Source organism: Nitrospira sp. M1 (assembly GCF_965152605.1).
Genome location: NZ_OZ224217.1, coordinates 2,201,533 through 2,221,201, shown reverse-complemented (window position 1 = coordinate 2,221,201; position 19,669 = coordinate 2,201,533). Strand labels below are relative to the sequence as shown.

Sequence of the window (19,669 nt, the reverse complement as noted above, 5' to 3'; positions counted from 1 at the left end):
GAGTAGAGGTTATCTTTCGTCCTGATTCGCGCAGTCAATGCATAAAAGAACGGTGGGGTCAAATGCTAATCGTTTTGGGTGAATGTCCTCTTCGCATCGTACGCACAATCCAAATGCCTGCGTTGCTATACGTTGTAGCGCGGTTTCAATTCGCTGCTTTCGTAGTTGTCTTCGTTGTTGCGAGTCTTTGGCCATCGCTTGATGTTGAAGGGCATCCATTCGTGAGACACGGCCGATTTTTGTTTGGTCTAATTCGACGGTTTGCGCCGCTTCATCTCCGGTTGCTTCGATTTGCAAAATTTCATCGCGAAGGGTTAGGAGCTTCTCACGAAAATGTTCGATGTCTAAGGTTGGGTGATCCACATTGTCCTCTTGTGTGCCAACAATAAAAGAAGCCTGGACTTGTCAAATGAGTGTGTGAACAGAATGGGTGGGTGTTAGGGCCTTAGCACCCAACGAGTTCATCAATCCCACTGTTGCCTCCGATGTTGAGCAGTAAGGTGAGATTTCCGCTTGAAAGTTTGGTGAGTTCCATATGTGTGTCTTGTTGGGAATTTGTTTCTTGGGTATCGATAATGAGTGTCGCTCCGTTGGTGGTCACGGTGCGAATCTCCCAGTTCCCCAAAGACAATTGCTTATCCGCCGCATACATGTGCATTCCACTTCCTTGAATGTTCATATAATATTTCGCCTGGCTACATCCTCCGGCTCCCCACATTCCATGATAGTCCCTTGGGATAGCCATTTGAGCATTTCCGAGTGTAAGACTTGTGATGAAGGCTCCAACAACTACGCTGAATATCAGAGTTTTTTTCATAGGATCGTCTCCATACGGGGGATTCTTGTCGGCAGTCTGAGCGATGTAAACATCGTTGAATCGTCCATCATAATCCAGCGCGCTGATTCTGTTGAGTTTCGTCTAGTCATTCGCTTTTAAAAACTATACGATCTCTGAATCAGGAACAATCTTGAGTTCGACGGATCTGTTGAGATGTGACTGTGAATTGTCTGTGTAATCTAACGAAAATTCTGCTCTATGTAAAACAGATTTTGTGATACGATTAGAGGTATTCAAGATTGTAGTCTCTATCAAAGCCTGACAACCCTATGGCATATAGCATTCTACAATTGCTGAATGGTACATTCCCTTTTTCTGACATTCCCTGTATCCTGTTTCTTTCGTTTCTGCAGAAATACGTACGAGCAGATACAGTGAGTCAATAGTGATGTGACCATTGACTTGAAGACTGTAAGACCAGATTTGCACTATTACTTCTTACCGATAACGGAGCGTTCATGACAGACAACTCAACAACAGGCACCTCCAATGAAATTTTTGTGCGTGACTGCCTTCCACGACTCCATGAATTATCCAACAATCTTTGGTGGAGTTGGACTCCCAAGAGTCGGCAACTGTTTGAAGTCTTTGACCAAACTCTATGGCGTCTGACCCATCATAATCCTGTCAAACAACTTCAAGAGGTGAAGCCTGAGCGCCTTCAACAACTAGCCGAAGATGTTGTCTTTCGCCGGCGTTATGTTGAGGCCTTTAAGACCTTTGATGAGTACATGGCCAGTCACGAACATTGGTTTGGAACGAATTATCCAGCGTTTTCGAATGCACCGATTGCCTATTTTTCAGCAGAATTTGGGCTTCATAATTCCGTGCCTATTTATAGCGGCGGCCTCGGCATTCTCGCAGGCGATCATTTAAAAGAAGCCAGTGATCTTGGAGTTCCTCTCGTTGGTGTGAGTTTTATGTATCGCCAATCCTATTTTCGTCAAGTTATTGGGTTGGATGGGTGGCAGGAGGCGAAATATGAAAACCTCAACCGACATGACCTACCGATTCAGCCGGCGATGACGGATGCGGGAGAGCAATGTCGTATTACCGTGAAATTGAACCACCGCTCGGTCACATGCGTAGTCTGGAAAGTGTTTGTTGGACGTGCGTGCTTGTACCTGCTTGATACGGATGTACCGGAGAATATGCCTGACGATCGTTTGTTATCGGCACGACTGTATGGTGGAGATCGAGCTGTCCGGTTAGCGCAAGAAATGATCTTGGGCATTGGAGGGGTACGAGTTCTCAGAGCTTTGGGCATACATCCTCAGGCGTGGCACGCCAATGAAGGCCATGCCGCATTTCTCCACATTGAACGGCTTCAAGAATGTATACAAAAAGGGATGGCGATTCCCAGAGCAATTGAAGCGATTCGGCAAAATTCCGTCTTTACGACGCATACACCCGTTGAGGCTGGCCATGACTTTTTTTCGCGTCACCTCATCGAAGAATACTTCGCCGGGTTTTGGAAGCAATGTGGTTTTTCACCGCAAGCCTTCTTTGAGTTTGGGAAGCATCCGAAAGACTCTATCGACCATTTTCACATGACGGCGTTAGGGATGTACTTTTCTTCTCAGGTCAATGGGGTCAGTGCCGAACATGGCCGTGTCTCTCGTCGAATGTGGCAGTGTCTCTGGCCTGACCTTCAAGAACACGACGTGCCCATTCATCATGTGACGAATGGTGTGCATGTGCCAACATGGATTGCTCCAGAGATGAATCATTTATATAGCAAATATCTTGGGCCAGACTGGATGTCGGGGTCAGATAATTCTGCGATGTGGCAGCGAATTCTTGAAGTTCCAGACCATGAAATTTGGGACGTTCGTCAAGTCCTCAAGCGCAAGTTATTAAATTTCATTCGGCATCGTACTCGTTCAGGTTGGGCATCTGGTCGTCTGCAGGCTGAGCAAGTGATGGCAGGTGGAACATTTCTTGACCCCTATGCTCTTACGATTGGGTTTGGTCGAAGATTTGCCACGTATAAGCGGGCCAATCTGTTGTTTCGCGATCTTGATCGTCTTCGAACCATTCTTCAAGATCGATGGCGACCCGTGCAATTCATCTTTGCCGGTAAGGCCCATCCTGCCGATGAGCCAGGCAAGCAGTTGATCCACGAAGTCTATCGCCATGCGCAATCCAGAGATATGGGTGGTCGCATTGTATTTTTAGAAGACTACGATATGCATGTGGCGAAGTTTCTCGTACAAGGCGTCGATGTGTGGTTGAATAATCCGCGTGCTCCGTTTGAAGCCAGCGGGACGAGTGGGCAAAAAGCGGCCTTGAACGGCGTGCCGAATCTCAGTGTCTTAGATGGCTGGTGGAAAGAGGGGTATGATGGTTCCAATGGATGGGCATTCCCCACGACATCGGAACAATTAGATGAACAGGCTCAGGATGATTATGATGCGAATGTTCTCTACAATGTTCTGGAAGAAGAAGTCATTCCCCTCTATTACCAAAGTGACCAGGACAGAGTTCCGCATGGTTGGGTGACAATTGTGAAAAATGCCATTCGCACGAATGCACCGCAGTTCAGTGCTCGTCGAATGTTGAAGGAATATGTCGATAAATTCTATGTGCCGCTGTTACGTGCAAACAGCGAACCGTCTGAATCTGTCGAGCAGATTGAATCGACAGGTTGATGTCCTGCGAATAGAAGTCTGCGGAATGTGTGTCCGCATTCTTCATTGGGTGCGAGCTAGGCATTATCGGCTTGAGGAGTGGGAGTCGGTAAACATAAAAGAATGGCTTTCTGAGGTAATCCCAGCTATTCGACTGAAACCCAACCCATCCCAGTGAGCATACGAGCGGAAGAATACTTAAAAACCAATTCCAATGCTGAATCCGCCTCCGGACCGTCCCCCTGTCCCTCCGCCTCCAAAAATACTCCAGTGAGGTCGAGGGTGATTATTCGGCGAATTCTTTTCCCAAACATGCAGATGTTGAATCGTTAATGTCGGATACTGATACTCTGTCTCATCGAGTGAAGCGCGTTCCGATCCTGTCATCTCGCCAACGATGGTCACACGGGTGTTGGATGGAAATGTGGCTGGATCCAGGAATCTTTCATTGAATGCGAGAAATCGACCATTGGATGTCGTTCGTTGCTGCCGTGGTTGTTGCCACTCATTCAACGGTAATTGAAGGATTTCAAGCCGAGTCCCGCCGTCTACGCTTTGCGCATGCAGGACTTCACCTCCAACGAGAAGCCACTTGCCTGTATGACTGTCTGGGTTTTGCATGACTTGGGAAAAGGACAACTGTCTGTCGATTCGAGATTCGAGTGCTTCCGGGATGATAAGGGATGAGGAGGTGCATGCTGGTATGAATATGAGGCAAGGAGCAAAGAGCAGTTTGAAAATTTTATATCGAAACATGTATTGATTCTATCAGAAATAATGACAATCCGGCTGAATGGTTTCTTCCCAAGACTCAATATCGTGTTAAGATAGGAAACTGAATACTCGGAAGCCCAAGTTTCTGTCAAATTGAAAGTACGTATTGTACACATCGAATGATGTTTCGATCTATTCTCTTGACAATACTGAAGCATGAGGCGATTTCCTTGATAGAAAAACTAGGACGGAAGTACTGTCGTATGAGTTTGATATGAAGAAAATTTGGTTTCTTCTTTTCATTTTTCTCCTTGGCATTGGACTTGGGCTTGGCGCGCCGTCTGTTGCGCCGAAGTATCTTGGCAAGTATTTTCCGACAGGACTTTCTGCAACACGTTCTGGGGTTCAAGGTGTAGTCGTAAAAAAACAATCTGAAGAAACTCGTCTCTTACTCACCATTTCAGCTCCCGATGGTGCGATGTTGGTGACATTTGAAAAACGAATTACCGAAATTTCCCTCCTAGTGGACGAAGGAGATGTTGTCACATTGGACACCAGAGTCTATGCTCCATTTGTGATTGATCCGCCGATTCTTCGTGTGCAAAAAACAGGCGAATTTTCTCCTCACGTGCCAGAGCCTGTATCCGATGACGTTCCTGCTGACTTCGACCAGCCGGTTTCTCCTGCGTTGCCTAGTCTTCCTGCGCCTGAACCCCTCACGGATGAGAGCGATGAACCGGATGAGAACGATGGGCCTTCAGATGCCGCTACTCCGTCGGTTATTACCGATCCACTGTTTTAATGAGTCGGGGTGCGTTCAATCTGTCTGTCTGATCGTACCGTCTCTTTTTTTCTATCTCAGATGCGTGTAGATCAAGCTATACCTTTTCCTAACCTCTTCCGCTCAGGTAAACTATAGCCGTTCCAGTTATGCCGAATCCACAGGTTGTCCTATTGAATGCTGATTGACCCTTCGTTATTGAACCGTCAACCGTCTGCCGGGCATCCAAGCGGGCATAACCTTCATCATGATCAGCGTGTTTTTGCGCTGTGAACATGATGTAAATTCGGTTGGAAGTTATTTGGTTTCGCTATAGCCCTCAGTGAAGTTCTTGAACTGAAAGGAAATAGATAATGGAGTTTAACCCTGGGTTTCAAGTGTCGTTGAACATGCAAGGTCAATCATGTCTTGTCCTCGGTGGCGAGGACGAAGCCGTGGAGAAAATTGAACGGTTGTTGGACGCTGGAGCAAAAGTCACGGTCGTGCATCCCACGCTTCATACCATTCTTCGGAAATATACCGCGTCTGGCAAAATCATTCATCGCGGAAGAATGTTTCGTATCACCGATGTTCAAAATGGAGTGACTGCGGTGATGAATACGGTAGCCGAGGATCATGATCTGGCCAAACAGCTCTATGAGCTTTCAAAATCTGAACATTTTCTCGTGTGGTCCATTGACCAACCCGACCTTTCAACGTTCACGATGCCGGCTTTGGTCAAGCGAGGTCATTTGCGAGTGGCGATTAGCACCAGTGGGGCCTCACCCTCACTCGCCAAAGCGCTTCGGCAGGATTTAGAGGTGGTATTGGATGAAGAACTTGTTGATATACTCAGCTGGCTTTCTACGGTTCGTGAAAATCTTCGTGATTCGGAACCAAGTCCGAGCAAACGACGAGAACAACTTCAAGCGATTGTCGAGGGATTCCGTCTTTCGGGCACACTAGAATATCCGAAAGCCTGGCAGGAACAACAGTTAGCGCATTCAGTAAAGGAGTCATAGGTTATGGTGTTGTTAGAATTTAGTATGTCGCCACTTGGAAAAGGTGAAAGTGTGAGTAAGTATGTGTCACGATCTTTAGATATTATCGATAAAAGCGGTGTAGATTACCGACTGAATCCGATGGGAACGGTTTTAGAAGGGGAGTGGGATGAAGTCTTTGGTGTCGTGAAACAATGTTATGAACGCATGAAGAAAGATTGTGGGCGAATATCTTGCGTGGTAAAGGTCGATTACCGTCAAGGGAAAAAAGGTCGACTGGGTGGCAAGGTGGCCAGTGTGGAAAAGAAACTTAAGCGAAAACTAAAAACCTCATAAGGATAGCTCTTCACTGCACTCACCTGGGGTTATTCAGATAGGCGTATACACGTGATGGGCTCGAGCCCCAATATTGCAGAGGACTTCATACGGGATTGTGCCCAGCCAGTCAGCTATATCTCTCGCCGAAATTTCCTCCCGTTGTTGTCTTCCCAGTAGCACCACTTCTTCGCCAACACTGACTTGTGCGAGGTTAGTGACATCAACCAGCATCATATCCATGCATATTTTTCCAACGATTGGAACCCGTTGGCCTTGAATGAGTACGATGCCTCGGTTCGAGAGACTGCGAGAGTAGCCATGGGCATACCCGACTGGCAAAATGGCTATTTTTGATGCTCGAGTTGTCTGGTAGCTTCGGCTATAGCCAATGAACTCCCCCGACTTGGCGGATTGCACATGAACAACATGCGTTGCCACTTTCATGACCGGTTGTAACGCAATATCGGTGTCGTGTGCCTTTCGTGTTGTATATCCATAGAGCAGGAGGCCCGGACGAACCATATTGAAATGGGATGAGGGATAGTACATGATTCCAGCGCTGTTGGCCGCATGAATCATGGCAATAGCATGCCCTGCATTTTTCAATTGTGTGAGGACTGTTTGAAAGCATGCTAGTTGAGCCTTGGTGAATTCCTGTTGAGAGTCATCAGCATCCGCAAGATGTGTCATCATTCCTTCAACAGCAAGTTTCGAGGCAAATGGCTGTGCGTCAAGGAGCGATACCACGGATTCTGCATGAAACCCCAGTCGCCGCATTCCCGTATCGATTTTAATATGAACGGGGTATGAGGGAAGATGCGGGTCAAGGCATTCAGCCAGTGCATGGGCTATGTCTTCATTGGAAAGCACTGGAGTCAGTCGATGGTGCAGTAGTTCAGGAATTTGGTTTGGAATCAGTCCACCCATGACAAGAATGGGTTGCGTGACCCCTTGCATGCGTAATGCACTGCCTTCTTGAACGGTGGCCACGCCAAAACGTTGAACCCCCAGGTCAATCAATGCACGGGTGATGGTCTTGGCTCCATGGCCATAGGCATTGGCTTTGACAACGGCAAGAATGTCGCATGCAGGGTGCAAGAGGCGGCGGACTTCTGAGAGATTATTGGCTAACGCCGAAATGCTGATTGTGGCGGTAATGGGCGAAAGGTCTAAAGGGGTAGACTGTCTGGAAACTGTGGGTGGAGGTGTCACAGAATACACTCTAAATTTCGAGTATCTCCTCTTCTTTTTTCTTTAACAAATCATCGACCTTATGTATATACGTATCGGTCAACTTTTGGTTGTCAGCTTCAGCTCGCCGAAGATCATCTTCGGAAATTTCTCCATCTTTCTGAAGATGTTTTAACTCGTCATTCCCATCTCGACGAAATCCCCGTATTTGAATTTTTGTTTCTTCTCCATACTTCTTGCACAGTTTCACGAGTTCTTTTCGCCGTTCTTCGCTCAGTGGAGGGATAGGGAGGCGAATGAGTTTTCCGTCGTTTGACGGCGTCACGCCTAATTCTGACGTGGTTAAAGCCCTCTCAATATCTTTAATGATTGAGGGATCCCACGGTTGTATGTGTATGAGGCGGCTTTCCGGAACAGAAAGATTGGCGACTTGTTTGAGCGGTGTCGGCGTTCCATAGTACTCAACCGTAATATGGTCGAGGAGGGCGACTGATGCCCGACCTGTGCGTAATGTCGTGAATTCTCGTTTGAGATGGTCGATGGCCCCTTCCATGAGCTTCGTGACTTTTTGAAGTGATGCATGTGCCATGACAAGACGTCCTTTTACTGAATTGTAGCATTATGAGCGACGCGAGTCCCAATGGTTTGTCCTTCGAGCAGGCGACGAATATTACCTGATTTAGTCAAATCGAAGACAATGATTGGAAGGTTATTGTCCATACACAAGGTGATGGCCGTCGCATCCATGACTTTCAAGTTTTTATTGAGCACGGAGAGAAACGGCAATTCTGTGAATCGTTTGGCTTCCGGGTGGGTCACCGGATCGGCATCATAAATTCCATCGACTTTCGTCCCTTTCAGGATGACATTCGCTCCAATTTCCATGGCTCTGAGCGCAGCGGCCGTGTCAGTGGTAAAGTATGGATTTCCCGTTCCCGCAGCAAAAATGACGACGCGTTTTTTTTCTAAATGTCGGATCGCTCGCCGACGAATATAGCCCTCTGCAAGTTGCCGCATTTCAATGGCTGAAAGGACCCGTGTGGCAACGTTTTTTGCTTCGAGGGCATTTTGCAGTGCGAGCGCATTGAGCAAGGTTGCAAGCATGCCCATATAGTCTGCAGAGGCTCGCTCCATTCCAGAGGCGCTTGCCGCCAAACCTCTGAAGATATTGCCTCCGCCAATGACGAGTGCCACTTCCACGCCCATGGTCATGACATCTGAAATCTCAGAAGCCAAATTATCAAGAATGGAAGGTTGAATGCCGTATCCCTGATCACCAGCCAACATTTCCCCACTAATTTTGAGAAGAATGCGCTGATATTGAGGAGGGTTCATTCCTGTCCCAACTGATAGCGGATAAACCGTGTCACAAGAATATTTTCACCGAGTTTGGAAATTTTTTGGGTTAACAATTCTTTGATAGAGGTGTTTGGGTCTTTAACAAAACCCTGCTCAAGCAAACATTGTTCTTGATAAAACTTTTCAAGCTTTCCCTGAACGATTTTATCCCAGGCGGCTTCAGGTTTTCCCATCTCTTTGGCTTGTCCCTCGTAGACGGACTTTTCGCGTGCAATGATGTCTTCCGGAACGTCTTCTCGCTTGACGTAGTTTGGGTTTGCCGCAGCAATTTGTAAGGTCAGGTCTTTTGAGAGAGCAGAGAATTCTTCGTTGCGGGCAACGAAATCTGTTTCGCAATTAATTTCCAACATCACCCCGATTTTTGAACCAGGATGGATGTAGGCATAGATCAATCCTTCTTTCGTCTCACGTCCAACCTTTTTTTGAGCAGCCGCCAATCCTTTTTGCCGCAAATGGTCAATGGCTTTTTCGATATTATTATCATTTTCTTGAAGAGCTTTTTGACAATCAAGGATCCCTGCCCCGGTCTTGCCACGAAGCTCTTTCACCAAGGCAGCAGAACTAGCCATGAGTGAACCTCTCCTTTTTGATGTGTAGGTGTGGGTCGTTACTCTATGTATGATAAAACAGGACTCTACGTTAGGGCGTCTTGACACTCTCTGTGCTGTCAGCCGCAGTTCGTACTGAGAGCATTTCCGCCATCACGCCATCTTCGCCGTCAGCCGACTGCTCCTGTTTTTTGCGAAGTTCAACGCCTTCAATGCAGGCATCGGCGATACTCGACGAAAAGAGTTTAAGCGAACGTATCGCATCATCGTTGCCAGGAATAGGGTAATCAATTCCATGAGGGTCGCAATTGGTATCAACGATCGCAATAACGGGAATTCCTAGGCGGTTGGCTTCTTTCACTGCGATATGTTGTATTCTGGTATCAAGGACAAAAATACAACCTGGAAGGTTTGACATGTCCTTGATCCCGTTGAGGTACTTTTGTAATTTACTTCGCTCTTTTTCCATGCGAACGATTTCTTTTTTCTTCAACCGCTCGTAGGTGCCGTCCGTTTCAGCCTCTTCAAGTTTCTTCAGTTGTCCGATGCTTTTACGAAGTGTTTGAAAGTTCGTCATCATCCCACCTAACCATCGTTGGTTGACGTAGAACATCTCGCATCGCGTCGCTTCTTCTTCGACAATATCCATGGCCTGGCGTTTTGTTCCGACAAATAACACCGACTCCCCGGAGGCGACAGTGTCACGCACAAAATGATAGGCCTTTGTGAACAAATGTAAGGTAATTTGAAGATCAATAATATAGATGCCGTTTCGTTCACCAAAAATATACGGTTTCATTTTGGGATCCCATCGATTGGTTTGATGCCCAAAATGTACGCCAGCTTCCAACAGAGATTTAATCGTTACCATAGTAAAGCTTTCCCACCCCCTTTCATGTGATTGGAAAAAGAACCGGTTTTGTCACGATTATGTGACGGAATTTAATATATTCTTGCTATGCTGATCCGTGTTCGAGAAAGAAAAGCTATCAGGTGCCAGATGGCAAAGAAGACTGTACAAAAAGACTTTTACATTCACAAACTTAGAAAGATTAGCATAGAGTCTGTTTTAATTCAAGCAAGCAAAGGCCTGGAACTGGTGATGCCTGGAGGCATTTTTAAAAAATGTTCGTCTCGTATTTCTTTTGACTCCCTTGTTTGAGGCTCTGTATAGTCCACTCGTTTATACGATCAGACCTAACGTATGCGAAGAAGGGAAGTGAACGATGGTTGAAATTCCTGCGAAATTATATGTTCAAGCACTCGCCAAGAAAGCCAAAGAGGCGGCACGGCCATTTGCGCGGCTTTCGAGCCAAGTGAAAGCACAGGGGCTTGAAGCCATGCTTACAGCATTTCATGAGAATAAACAGACATTTCTTGATGCCAATCGACAAGACTTAGAGCAAATTTCCAAAGATATGGATAAGCAAGTCTACCGTCAACTCGTGGAGCGGGTCAGGGTGTCGGAGGAGTCTTTGGAGAAGATGGGTGAATGGTTTCGGCGGGTGATCGAATACCCAGATCCTATTGGTGATATATCCGCGATGTGGATGACGATTGATGGGGTACAAGTTGGGCGTGTTCGAGCCCCCTTGGGAGTTATTGCGGTTATTTCAGACATGGCTCCTCATGTCACGCTGGAAGCCTTTGCCATGTGTTTGAAAGCCGGAAATGTATGCCTCTTTCGAGGAGGGAGTGAATGGTTCCATACCAACAAGGCCATTGCGGAATGTTTCATCAAAGCGGGGTCTGATAGTGGATTGCCGGATGGTGTGATGACCTTTATCGATCGGCCACAGCCGGAGGCCGCCCTGGAACTTGTTCGCTTAGTGAAGTATGTGGATGCGGTCATTCCTCGAGGGAAAACATCATTGAGAAAAGGTATTTTAGAACAAGCCAAAGTGCCGGTGTTGGGGTATGATGGTGGTCTGTCGCATGTGTATGTCGATGGCGATGTTGATATTCCATTGGCCCAAACCATCGTCGTCAATGCCAAAGTCCAAAATCCTGAGGCGTCGAATTCCGCCGATACGGTGCTGATCAATCAAAAAATCGTCCGGCACCTCCTTCCGGGATTGATGCGGCGTTTACTGGATGAATTTAAGGTGACGCTCACGGGGTGTCCGAAAACGGTGTCGATTATGGGAATCATGGCTATGACCGGCCATTTAGGCATTAAAGAGGCAACCGAGAAGGACTGGAGCGAGAAATATCAGTCGTTAACCTTGAACATCAAAGTGGTCAATGATCTTGATGAAGCGCTTGCCCACATTGGGCAATTCAGCCCTGGACATACGGATTCGATTGTGACGAGGAATTATGAGACGGCCATGCGCTTTGTCCAGGAAGTCGATTCAAGTGCAGTGATGGTGAATGCGTCGACCCGTCTTCATGGTGGTGAACAGTTTGGGCTGGGTCCTGAACTTGGTATGAATACCACGCATTTCCATGCACGTGGTCCCGTAACCTTTGACACATTAACTACAGAAAAGTTTGTCGCACTGGGGACGGGGCAATTGCAGCAACCGCATCCTGTACCTCAGGCATATCAAGATGCCATGATGTTGTCAGCAAAATTTTAAACGGTTCCTGAACCGTAGGATTGTTCGTTAGACATGGGGACACCACTTTCACAGATTGAACTCTCGCAAAAAATTGAACAGTATTTGCAGTCGTGGGGCCTGAAGTTATTCAAGGATGAACCTGACTATTTTGCATGGCAAAGAAGCGTCTTATCGCCAACCGATCTGTCTTCCCTTCAGCAATTAATCCAGTATCGACAAGATCAGAATAATGCAACCGCCGACATTCAATTTTACGACCTGGCGGCCAATCCAGATATTCTTCCAGTACTGTATAGCCAACGGTATAACTTCTTTGCTGAAGTTGCCGTTGCGATCGCACCGCGATTGTCTGCTGCGCGACAAGTGCTTGATTTTGGATGCGGGGTAGGCATTTTGACAACGTTTTGGGCCACATTGTTTCCAGATATTGAATTTGTGGGCATTGATCGTTCCTCGCATTCCATTGATGCGGCCTCACAGCAAGTCGCTCAACGAGGGTTACAGAATATTCGTTTTGAATGTTGTCAGATTCCTCATGACAAGATGACGGGAACCTATGACTGTCTTGTCTCGACGCATGCGTTATTTCAAGCTGAAGATTCCCCAGGCCTGTGTAGTGCAGATTGGAATACGTTTGAGCGAAACCATGATGCCGCACGTCAGCTTGTCGCGGAAGAAACGACGGGCATTGGAAAACGCATGGATGCCCTGTGTGAACTCTTGGCCGTCAATGGGAAAATGGTACTCTGCGAAAAAACTCGGCATTTAGGGCGAAGAGTGTTGTTGCAACAGGCGTTCGCTCGACGGGGATTTTATCCAGTATCGACCCCGGTCTCTTTAGGCTATGAGATGGTGGGAGTGCAAGTGGAAGATGGACCGCTGTATGAGATCGTTCGCGAAGGGCAGGAGCAGACGCTGACCTGGCATGAGAAACCCGAATGGAAAGAAGGCCAAAGCCTCTATGATTGCTCCGGCGTCATCGCCGGTCACATGGTCGAAGCCTTAGGTATTTTTCAACGCACGACATCTCATGACATTCAGCTTAATCATGTGGTTGGTTGCTGTACGTTGCAAGCAGGAATTTGGCGAAATGCCATAGCCTATGGCTCTCTGTCAACGACGTCTGGATTCCAAGGGCTGTTGCTGGGAAGCGTACGGGATATAGCGGTCATAGTAGAAAGCTGGAAACGCTTTGCACAGATGACGGAATCGGAAATTCTGGAATCGATTCAGCAGGTTTGGGGGAAAGACGAGGCAACGCCTCCGCAAGACCCTGTTCCCGCATATGAAAATCATACGATTGCCGCACAGGAGGTCTGGTCGGCCTTGCCAGATCGCACGATACAAGAAGAGCAAACATTTCGTGAGCCCGACGGCCGTGCGATGCACGTTGAATTGGGGAAGAGCGGCCCGCTCACCTATATCTACTGGGCGAACACCTACGATCAACGTCAATTAATGCTCGTGGGTTCTCTCCATGATGATTGGTTGGTCGCGTACTACCAAGAATCACTCGCCGATATGCAGACGACTTCACACTTCTAATCTTCTCTTTTTTTCTATAGCCGTTCAGATGTTCGTCCGCTAGTGGTGGCCACCGGGATAATCGTGTGTCGCGTGACTGCTGATTCATGAATCCACGATGGGATGATTTGAAAGGCCACATGTTTTTCGTGAGCGAGGCATCCAAGGGCACGATAGAGATGTTCTTGCGAATGCTTGCTCAAAGAGTCCCAGCCTTGCGAGACGGTTATTGAGAGGACGATCCCATCATTCCACATCTGGGTCACAATGCCGTCGGTCATGCTTTGAAAGATCTGTTGATTCGTCGTCTTTGGTTGGCATTGCGTTTTCGTTTGTTGTTGTGCGTCAAGATGAACCGGCACAATGTGGATAGAGAGCGTCCAGGCGAGTAGGCCCACAATTCCCACAACGAGTCGCTTGATGAATGGCTTCATTGTTGTCTATTTCGTTTTCTCGTGGAGCGTTGGCTTATTTTCTCATGGCCTGCTGTCGCCTGTGTCATGCACAGGAAGCGGTTGAGGTGTTAGCTTGGAACGTTGTTCATCGACGCAGTGTGGCGTAATTCGTGGCAAAAGGTAAATACCACAAAAGAAGGGAAGACGGTTCGTGGGCACTATTTCTTGGAAAGTTGGTAATGCTGTGGGCTGCAAGAAGGAATGGTGGCGGTGGAGGGTCTCGAACCCCCGGCCCGCGGCTTATGAGTCCGCTGCTCTACCACCTGAGCTACACCGCCACAAAGAAACGGAAAACCTGCACGTGCTCTTTCAAGTTGTTATCTTCCCTTCTATACCATAGGTGTAGGCGTTCGCTCAATTCAGCTTGCCGTATAAAACGTCATCTGGAGAAAATAATTGTTTCTGGTGAATACGTCGACTGATCGTTCCGGCTCTCGCCTCTCTGTGAGTGCATCAAAACATGAGCTATTCCATAAACGGTGGAAACACGCTATTCCCTTTTATCTTGTTTGGGCGGTTTCGCATGTTCTTTTGCTCTTTGTTCTCAAGCTCGCGATTTTTGCTACCGATAAGGAGTCAGAAAATGCGATAAAAACTGGACGTATCGTATCGTGATGGTATAAAAATATTAACTTAGGTATTTTAACGTGAGAATGAGATGTTAGGTACCGTTGCCGCTCCTCAAGTATATATAATTTCCATAATTAGTGTTTAGATCTTCCCTCGCATGCCAATGCCTGATACCCCCACTATAAAGAACACGACTGCAATGGTTGGGCGTCAACCCATCTATGGAAATCGCGTCGATGTGTTTGCGTATGAATTATTGTATCGAAGCGGAGAAGCCAATCAGGCAAATTTTGTCGATGGTGATGCCGCGACAGCGAATGTCATGCTCAATGCCATGTTGGAAATTGGCCTTCAACCCATCGTTGGCAATCATCTCGCGTTTATCAATATGACGGAAAATCTTATTTTGAGCCAACTCTGTCAGACGTTGCCCAAAGAACAAGTGGTGTTAGAGATTCTGGAAAACGTGAAGCCGACAGAGCAGATCATCGAGGCGCTAACCGCATTAGCCAATCAGGGGTATACGATCGCGCTTGATGATTTTATTTATCATGACTCATTGCTGCCGTTAGTCAATATCGCGAATATTGTCAAAGTGGACGTGATGGCGTTGTCCCATGAAGAGATTGCAGAGCATGTTCTGTGGCTACGACAATATCCCATTAAACTGTTGGCGGAAAAAGTTGAAACCCATGAGGATTTTGAATTTTGCCAAGGACTCGGGTTTGATTACTTTCAAGGGTATTTCTTTTGTAAACCGAATGTGATTGCTGGAGCGCGAGTGCCTCCGAATCGCATGGCAATCTTAATGTTACTTGCGAAATTACAAGAACGTGACATCGAAATTACGAAAATTGAGAAAGAAATAAAAAGTGACGTCTCGCTGAGTTATAAGTTATTGCGATATGTAAATTCCGCCTATTGTGGGTTGCCGAAAAAAGTTGATTCCATTGCACAAGCGGCCTGTATGGTGGGGATTGATAAGCTCAGGATGTGGGTAACCTTAATGAGCTTGGCCAGCATGGAGGAGAAACCCTTTGAATTATTGGTGACAGCTACCGTCCGTGCCTACATGTGTGAACAACTCGGACGAGCGCTTCAGCAGGATGCCGTCGATCAGTTTTTTACCATTGGCTTATTCTCAGTCCTGGATGGGTTTTTTGATTGTGAATTGTCCGAAGTGCTTGATTCGTTGCCATTATCGCCGGAAGTGAAAGGTGCGTTGTTGGAACGAACGGGATTGTTGGGCCAAGTGTTGGGATGTGTGATTGCCTTTGAGCAAGGAAAGTGGCAAGACGTGGCCTGTGAGAATATCGATCCGTCCGTCATTCAGAATGCGTACATCGAAGCAATCGGATGGTCAACGCAGATTTTAGGCAGTATGAGGGGGTAAGACCGACGGCAGGGCAACCTCTGTCGTGGGATAGACGTGAGTTTATTCGTGTAGAAGAGTGCAATTCGTCAAAAGGCCGGAGGCTGGTGCCGGCTATGTTCGTCGCTTATCGTCAAGTTCTCCCGCCATTTTCTGTAATATCCCAACGGCTTCTTCGTTGAGCTCATCCGTATCCTCTGCCTGTTCCGGTTCTGGAAGTTGTTCAGCCGAGGTTGGAGGAGCTGTTCTGTTGTGCAAGTCCTCTGCGATGGCCTCGTCTGATTGATCAACTTCTTTCAGGATGGCTGAGAGTCGTTGTAACGAAAAAATCGCACGCTCATGCGACGTCCACATGCCAGCATGTTCACTGTCATGAATTTTGCTGATAGAAACCCAGAATTTTGTTTCCTCAGCTTCGGGGATTCTTCGCATGACAAAGGCTTCAAGTTTTTCCATTAGCTGTTCTTCTGTCCGTTCCTGTCCGCCATAGGCGACGACGGATCGTTCAAGCGGCTGTGTTGACAGCGTTTTTAGCGTTATCTGCCAAAAATCCTGTCGAGGTTCCGCTGCGTGGGATGCTGCCGATTCACCACCCGAGTGGCCATTGGTGCTCTGGAGGGATTTCTGTATGGACGTCAGGTATAGATGCAGCGCCTTTACTTTTCTTGCCGCCAAACTACCTAAGGGAATTCCCCATATGTGTGCAATCTCATGGTCCTTAAGGGGCGTGCTTCCAGAGATCAGGAAGTCTTGCTTGGCCACCTTGAGTTGCCGTCGTTGCCGCTCCTGTCTTCGAAGAAGGAGTTGATGCTCAAACAGTAATCGTTTTTTCTGATAGTCTTCGTCCGGAATTTCGCCTTGTTCAATCGCGCGACTCAGTTTCCGCATGTTTTGTTTGAGTAAGGCTGTCATGGCTTGCGCTTTATTGTCAGCCTGCGTTTGCTGGTCAATGCCAAAATCCTCAGTCATGACCCGTTCGAGAACTTCGATTTCTTTGGCTATGTACGCTAGGAGTAGCTCAAGGCATTCGACTTGAAGTCCTGGTCGCTCACGTTTTTGCCGAAGGAGTGTTTGATACTGTGAGGCTCGACTTGAAACATTAACGATTGCTTCTTTCGAGAAAAGGTTTTCTTTTGGTTGTTCGCCGGACATAAACCGAGAGTCTGGTTGGTCGGCTGCCATAAACTCAATTTCTTCTTGAGCAAGAGGGAAGTACTGGAGCAGCAACAAGCGAAGCATTGTGCGATTTTGAATGGGAAGCTCATTCAAGGATGATTCAATATGATTATACGCTAAAGTTGGCATGTGGTATCCGTATGTCCTAGTTGGGAATCTCGTTTGGAAAGAATTGCTTGAAGGTCATGACTCTTGTGATTCATTCAATGTTTCTAAATATGTTGCGGCATGCTCACGAAGTTGCTGTACTGTGCCTGTGACGTAGAGTTCTCGAGGAATAGGGACGGTAATGAGTTCAGCAGGGTTGACGCCCCGTTCTATAGCCCAATCTTCATCAGCGTAGAGCGTGACTGCGCCATCTTTATCTCGTCGAACGAGGAGTGTATTTTCTTCATCTTCTGCCATAATGAGGGGTCCTTTGCATGTGTGTTTTTAGATACCATACCCATGTAAAGACTGTCAAAATGCCTGTACTTCATGGGTATTTTCTTCTCTCAGCTCTCGCACACTTTCTCGATTCCATACAATATCGAAAGAGAATTCAAGGTATGGATGGAAGTCAGGTCATCACAATCCGCAGTCTTGGATATTATGTATTCATAGGAGGGTGTTCTTCAGTCTGTCGTAATATAGCGAAACCAAATAACTTCCAACCGAATTTACATCATGTTCACAGCGCAAAAACACACTGATCATGATGAAGGTTATGCCCGCTTGGATGCCCGGCAGACGGTTGACGGTTCAATAACGAAGGGTCAATCAACATTCAATAGGACAACCTGTGGATTCGGCATAACTGAAACGGCTATATCGATACGGTTGTAAAGGGGAGGAGGCATTCGCGACGTAACGTGTGGAAAGTTATTGATCAGCCAAGGTTTATAGCTGAAGGCGGGCTTACCTCGAAGTTGAGACCATAGGCTTCATGAACATATTCCGAACACCTTTCCTCAAAAGAACTAGAAAAAGCGCATGTCTGTGGTGCAGCTGGAAGACAGGTTAGACCAGTCCGTGGGGAGGATTTAACCTCCTAATGTATCAACCATCTCTTTCAGACTTTTCATAATGCAGGTAAAAATCGGAATATCGCGTTTGGTATATCGACTGCCTTCAGCTTCCCGAAGGGCCATGACCAGATCGAGGAAGTCCTCTGGAGAGTCAGTTTCAAATGCGACGACAAATTCTTGATCATCAAGACCAAATGAGTAGGTGGTATTGAGCTTCACCGATGGGTAGCGGTGACCGATTTCAATGTGTTCATCCATCATGCCCTGCCGGGCAGCTTTTGACATCAAGTACCAATCTCGTGTTTTTTCGAAAGGATAGACGAAGATATACTTTGACCGCCCTGGAGTAATCTTCAGGCGCCGACCCTCTTGGTCTTCATGGCTGTGATTATCAACATAGACAGACCGCTTGGTCATTGCCAGGTAGGAGTAGGGGGTGGTGAGGTATTGCCCTAAGCCTGTTGCGAGCATCTTCGAAGTCATTTCTTGAAAGAGCTCGAGTTCATAGCTAATACGCCACAGAAGGAAGTCGCAATCTCCTCGAATGCCGACAGTGGTATATGGAACGACAATGACTTTCCCTGCATATTCTTCGACTGCTCGAATGAATTCTTGTTTGCCCGCATCTCGTTCATCTTTCGGAAGACGACGCCATTGTGGGTCAACTTTATAGTAGGAAAAATTTACAAATTGACGCTTGGCGGGTTGTTGACTAGCCATGGAAATTCCTCCGACTCCAATGTCAGGATTGGTATGAAAAACGATTTTTACTAAAGCCTAGGCCTATCTAGCACCTCTTCTGTAAATTTGTCAATATTTCTCTGCAATTTGAAAGTGATGCGCAAGGCGCGGTCTCTTGAATCACGCATGTTTCGTGAAACGAGAACGTTTTGTGAAATTCATTAATGTAAAGTCTTACCTTAAGTTTTACCTTCTGCATTTTTATTGACAGGCCATGCGAGATTTGCTATCCGCATCGAGGGGAATATTCTATGTGTGCATTTCGATATCTTCTGGTCAGTCTTTTACCACGTCTCATGCTGTACGCCTCAATCCTCATGGCGGCTGAAACGGCTCATGCCATCGTTGTGAATCCAACACACACCCAAGTTCAAGCGGCGATTGCGAAAGGACAGGCGGCCGTAGAGTCAAAAACTCCTCCGTCGCAACTGTACTGGCGGTTTGGCTCAACAGAGACTTTACGTCCGCATGGGTTTATCATGACAAAACTTGGTGGGTTGGCAGTGCTCTCTGCGCACTATGCGTTTCGAGTCGAGTCCCCGACAGAGCAGGATATTTCCAGGATTACGAAGGGTACAGCTCTCCAAGTCAGTGTCACCGTGTTTGGACTATTGCCTGAGTTTGCGAAGGATAGTTATATGGTCCTGAAGCAGGGAGAACGATTAATCAAGCCGATGCATGTTCGATTTGATGCACAAGCCCATCGAAGCGATGTTTGGCCGAACGATCCACCATTTCAAGCGAAAGTGGTTGCCTCTTTCCCCTATGAACTCTTCAATCCTTTACTCCCTACAACGATTACAGTCTTTCCTGGTGTAGGTGGGGAAGTACATTTTGACTTGGATTTCTCAAAAATTCCTTAAATAACCCATTGTCGTTTTCATGATTTTCCATGATTCGG

General features: G+C 47.0%; 20 protein-coding genes and 1 tRNA gene. 8 read left to right on the top strand and 13 right to left on the bottom strand.

Going from position 1 to position 19,669, the window contains the following annotated elements:
- Nucleotides 1-9: 9 nt before the first annotated feature.
- On the bottom strand, nt 10-363 hold the full coding sequence (locus tag ACWHX8_RS10090) for a TraR/DksA family transcriptional regulator (RefSeq protein WP_447971821.1): 354 nt from the start codon (nt 361-363) through the stop codon (nt 10-12).
- A gap of 82 nt (nt 364-445) precedes the next feature.
- Entirely contained in the window at nt 446-817 is a 372-nt protein-coding gene (locus ACWHX8_RS10085; protein ID WP_447971820.1) for a hypothetical protein, read from the bottom strand.
- Nucleotides 818-1,296: 479 nt separating this feature from the next.
- On the opposite strand from ACWHX8_RS10085, the gene glgP reads away from it, so the two are divergent.
- Nucleotides 1,297-3,489: an alpha-glucan family phosphorylase gene (gene glgP, locus ACWHX8_RS10080; RefSeq protein WP_447971819.1), complete on the top strand. Its 2,193-nt coding sequence runs from the start codon at nt 1,297-1,299 to the stop codon at nt 3,487-3,489.
- Nucleotides 3,490-3,666: 177 nt separating this feature from the next.
- On the opposite strand, the gene ACWHX8_RS10075 is transcribed toward glgP, so the two are convergent.
- Complete coding sequence (locus ACWHX8_RS10075; RefSeq protein ID WP_447971818.1) at nt 3,667-4,224, bottom strand: Slp family lipoprotein; 558 nt, start codon at nt 4,222-4,224, stop codon at nt 3,667-3,669.
- Between the two features lie 232 nt (nt 4,225-4,456).
- Between ACWHX8_RS10075 and ACWHX8_RS10070 the strand changes: the two genes are divergently transcribed.
- The 3 genes from ACWHX8_RS10070 (at nt 4,457) to ACWHX8_RS10060 (ending at nt 6,279) form a co-directional block, all read left to right on the top strand.
- Nucleotides 4,457-4,984 (top strand): hypothetical protein, encoded by a 528-nt coding sequence (locus ACWHX8_RS10070; RefSeq protein WP_447971817.1) that lies wholly within the window; start codon nt 4,457-4,459, stop codon nt 4,982-4,984.
- A 332-nt stretch (nt 4,985-5,316) separates the two neighbouring features.
- A complete protein-coding gene (locus tag ACWHX8_RS10065) occupies nt 5,317-5,964 on the top strand; it encodes a precorrin-2 dehydrogenase/sirohydrochlorin ferrochelatase family protein (protein ID WP_447971816.1) in 648 nt (215 codons plus the stop codon).
- A gap of 3 nt (nt 5,965-5,967) precedes the next feature.
- Nucleotides 5,968-6,279, top strand: a complete 312-nt coding sequence (locus tag ACWHX8_RS10060; protein ID WP_447971815.1) for an MTH1187 family thiamine-binding protein — start codon at nt 5,968-5,970, stop codon at nt 6,277-6,279.
- 33 nt (nt 6,280-6,312) lie between these two features.
- On the opposite strand, the gene alr is transcribed toward ACWHX8_RS10060, so the two are convergent.
- The 5 genes from alr to rpsB form a co-directional block, all read right to left on the bottom strand.
- Entirely contained in the window at nt 6,313-7,473 is a 1,161-nt protein-coding gene (gene alr, locus ACWHX8_RS10055; protein ID WP_447971814.1) for an alanine racemase, read from the bottom strand.
- A 10-nt stretch (nt 7,474-7,483) separates the two neighbouring features.
- A complete protein-coding gene (frr, locus tag ACWHX8_RS10050) occupies nt 7,484-8,041 on the bottom strand; it encodes a ribosome recycling factor (RefSeq protein WP_447971813.1) in 558 nt (185 codons plus the stop codon).
- Between the two features lie 14 nt (nt 8,042-8,055).
- Entirely contained in the window at nt 8,056-8,787 is a 732-nt protein-coding gene (gene pyrH / locus ACWHX8_RS10045; RefSeq protein ID WP_447971812.1) for a UMP kinase, read from the bottom strand.
- Entirely contained in the window at nt 8,784-9,380 is a 597-nt protein-coding gene (gene tsf, locus ACWHX8_RS10040) for a translation elongation factor Ts (RefSeq protein WP_447971811.1), read from the bottom strand. Before tsf ends, pyrH begins: the two co-directional genes overlap by 4 nt.
- Before the next feature lie 70 nt (nt 9,381-9,450).
- Nucleotides 9,451-10,230, bottom strand: a complete 780-nt coding sequence (gene rpsB / locus ACWHX8_RS10035; protein WP_447971810.1) for a 30S ribosomal protein S2 — start codon at nt 10,228-10,230, stop codon at nt 9,451-9,453.
- A 355-nt stretch (nt 10,231-10,585) separates the two neighbouring features.
- Here rpsB and ACWHX8_RS10030 point away from each other — a divergent pair, with 355 nt between their 5' ends.
- Together ACWHX8_RS10030 and ACWHX8_RS10025 are read left to right on the top strand one after the other, a co-directional pair.
- Nucleotides 10,586-11,941, top strand: coding sequence for a glutamate-5-semialdehyde dehydrogenase (locus tag ACWHX8_RS10030; RefSeq protein ID WP_447971809.1), 1,356 nt, complete (start codon nt 10,586-10,588; stop codon nt 11,939-11,941).
- A 33-nt stretch (nt 11,942-11,974) separates the two neighbouring features.
- Nucleotides 11,975-13,468 carry a methyltransferase domain-containing protein gene (locus ACWHX8_RS10025; protein WP_447971808.1) on the top strand — a complete coding sequence of 498 codons (1,494 nt, stop codon included), beginning with the start codon at nt 11,975-11,977 and terminating at the stop codon, nt 13,466-13,468.
- A gap of 14 nt (nt 13,469-13,482) precedes the next feature.
- Here the strand turns inward: ACWHX8_RS10025 and ACWHX8_RS10020 are convergent, their stop codons facing one another.
- Both ACWHX8_RS10020 and ACWHX8_RS10015 read right to left on the bottom strand, forming a co-directional pair.
- Nucleotides 13,483-13,881: a hypothetical protein gene (locus ACWHX8_RS10020; protein WP_447971807.1), complete on the bottom strand. Its 399-nt coding sequence runs from the start codon at nt 13,879-13,881 to the stop codon at nt 13,483-13,485.
- A 223-nt stretch (nt 13,882-14,104) separates the two neighbouring features.
- A tRNA-Met gene (locus ACWHX8_RS10015) sits at nt 14,105-14,180 on the bottom strand.
- A 491-nt stretch (nt 14,181-14,671) separates the two neighbouring features.
- On the opposite strand from ACWHX8_RS10015, the gene ACWHX8_RS10010 reads away from it, so the two are divergent.
- Complete coding sequence (locus ACWHX8_RS10010; protein WP_447971806.1) at nt 14,672-15,865, top strand: EAL and HDOD domain-containing protein; 1,194 nt, start codon at nt 14,672-14,674, stop codon at nt 15,863-15,865.
- A gap of 93 nt (nt 15,866-15,958) precedes the next feature.
- On the opposite strand, the gene ACWHX8_RS10005 is transcribed toward ACWHX8_RS10010, so the two are convergent.
- The 3 genes from ACWHX8_RS10005 to ACWHX8_RS09995 form a co-directional block, all read right to left on the bottom strand.
- The gene (locus tag ACWHX8_RS10005; protein ID WP_447971805.1) at nt 15,959-17,149 is read right to left on the bottom strand and encodes a hypothetical protein; all 1,191 of its coding nucleotides are present in this window, start codon (nt 17,147-17,149) and stop codon (nt 15,959-15,961) included.
- 54 nt (nt 17,150-17,203) lie between these two features.
- Nucleotides 17,204-17,425, bottom strand: a complete 222-nt coding sequence (locus ACWHX8_RS10000) for a hypothetical protein (RefSeq protein ID WP_447971804.1) — start codon at nt 17,423-17,425, stop codon at nt 17,204-17,206.
- A 617-nt stretch (nt 17,426-18,042) separates the two neighbouring features.
- Complete coding sequence (locus ACWHX8_RS09995) at nt 18,043-18,747, bottom strand: chlorite dismutase family protein (protein ID WP_447971803.1); 705 nt, start codon at nt 18,745-18,747, stop codon at nt 18,043-18,045.
- A 272-nt stretch (nt 18,748-19,019) separates the two neighbouring features.
- On the opposite strand from ACWHX8_RS09995, the gene ACWHX8_RS09990 reads away from it, so the two are divergent.
- A complete protein-coding gene (locus ACWHX8_RS09990; RefSeq protein ID WP_447971802.1) occupies nt 19,020-19,631 on the top strand; it encodes a hypothetical protein in 612 nt (203 codons plus the stop codon).
- The last annotated feature ends 38 nt before the right edge of the window (nt 19,632-19,669 follow it).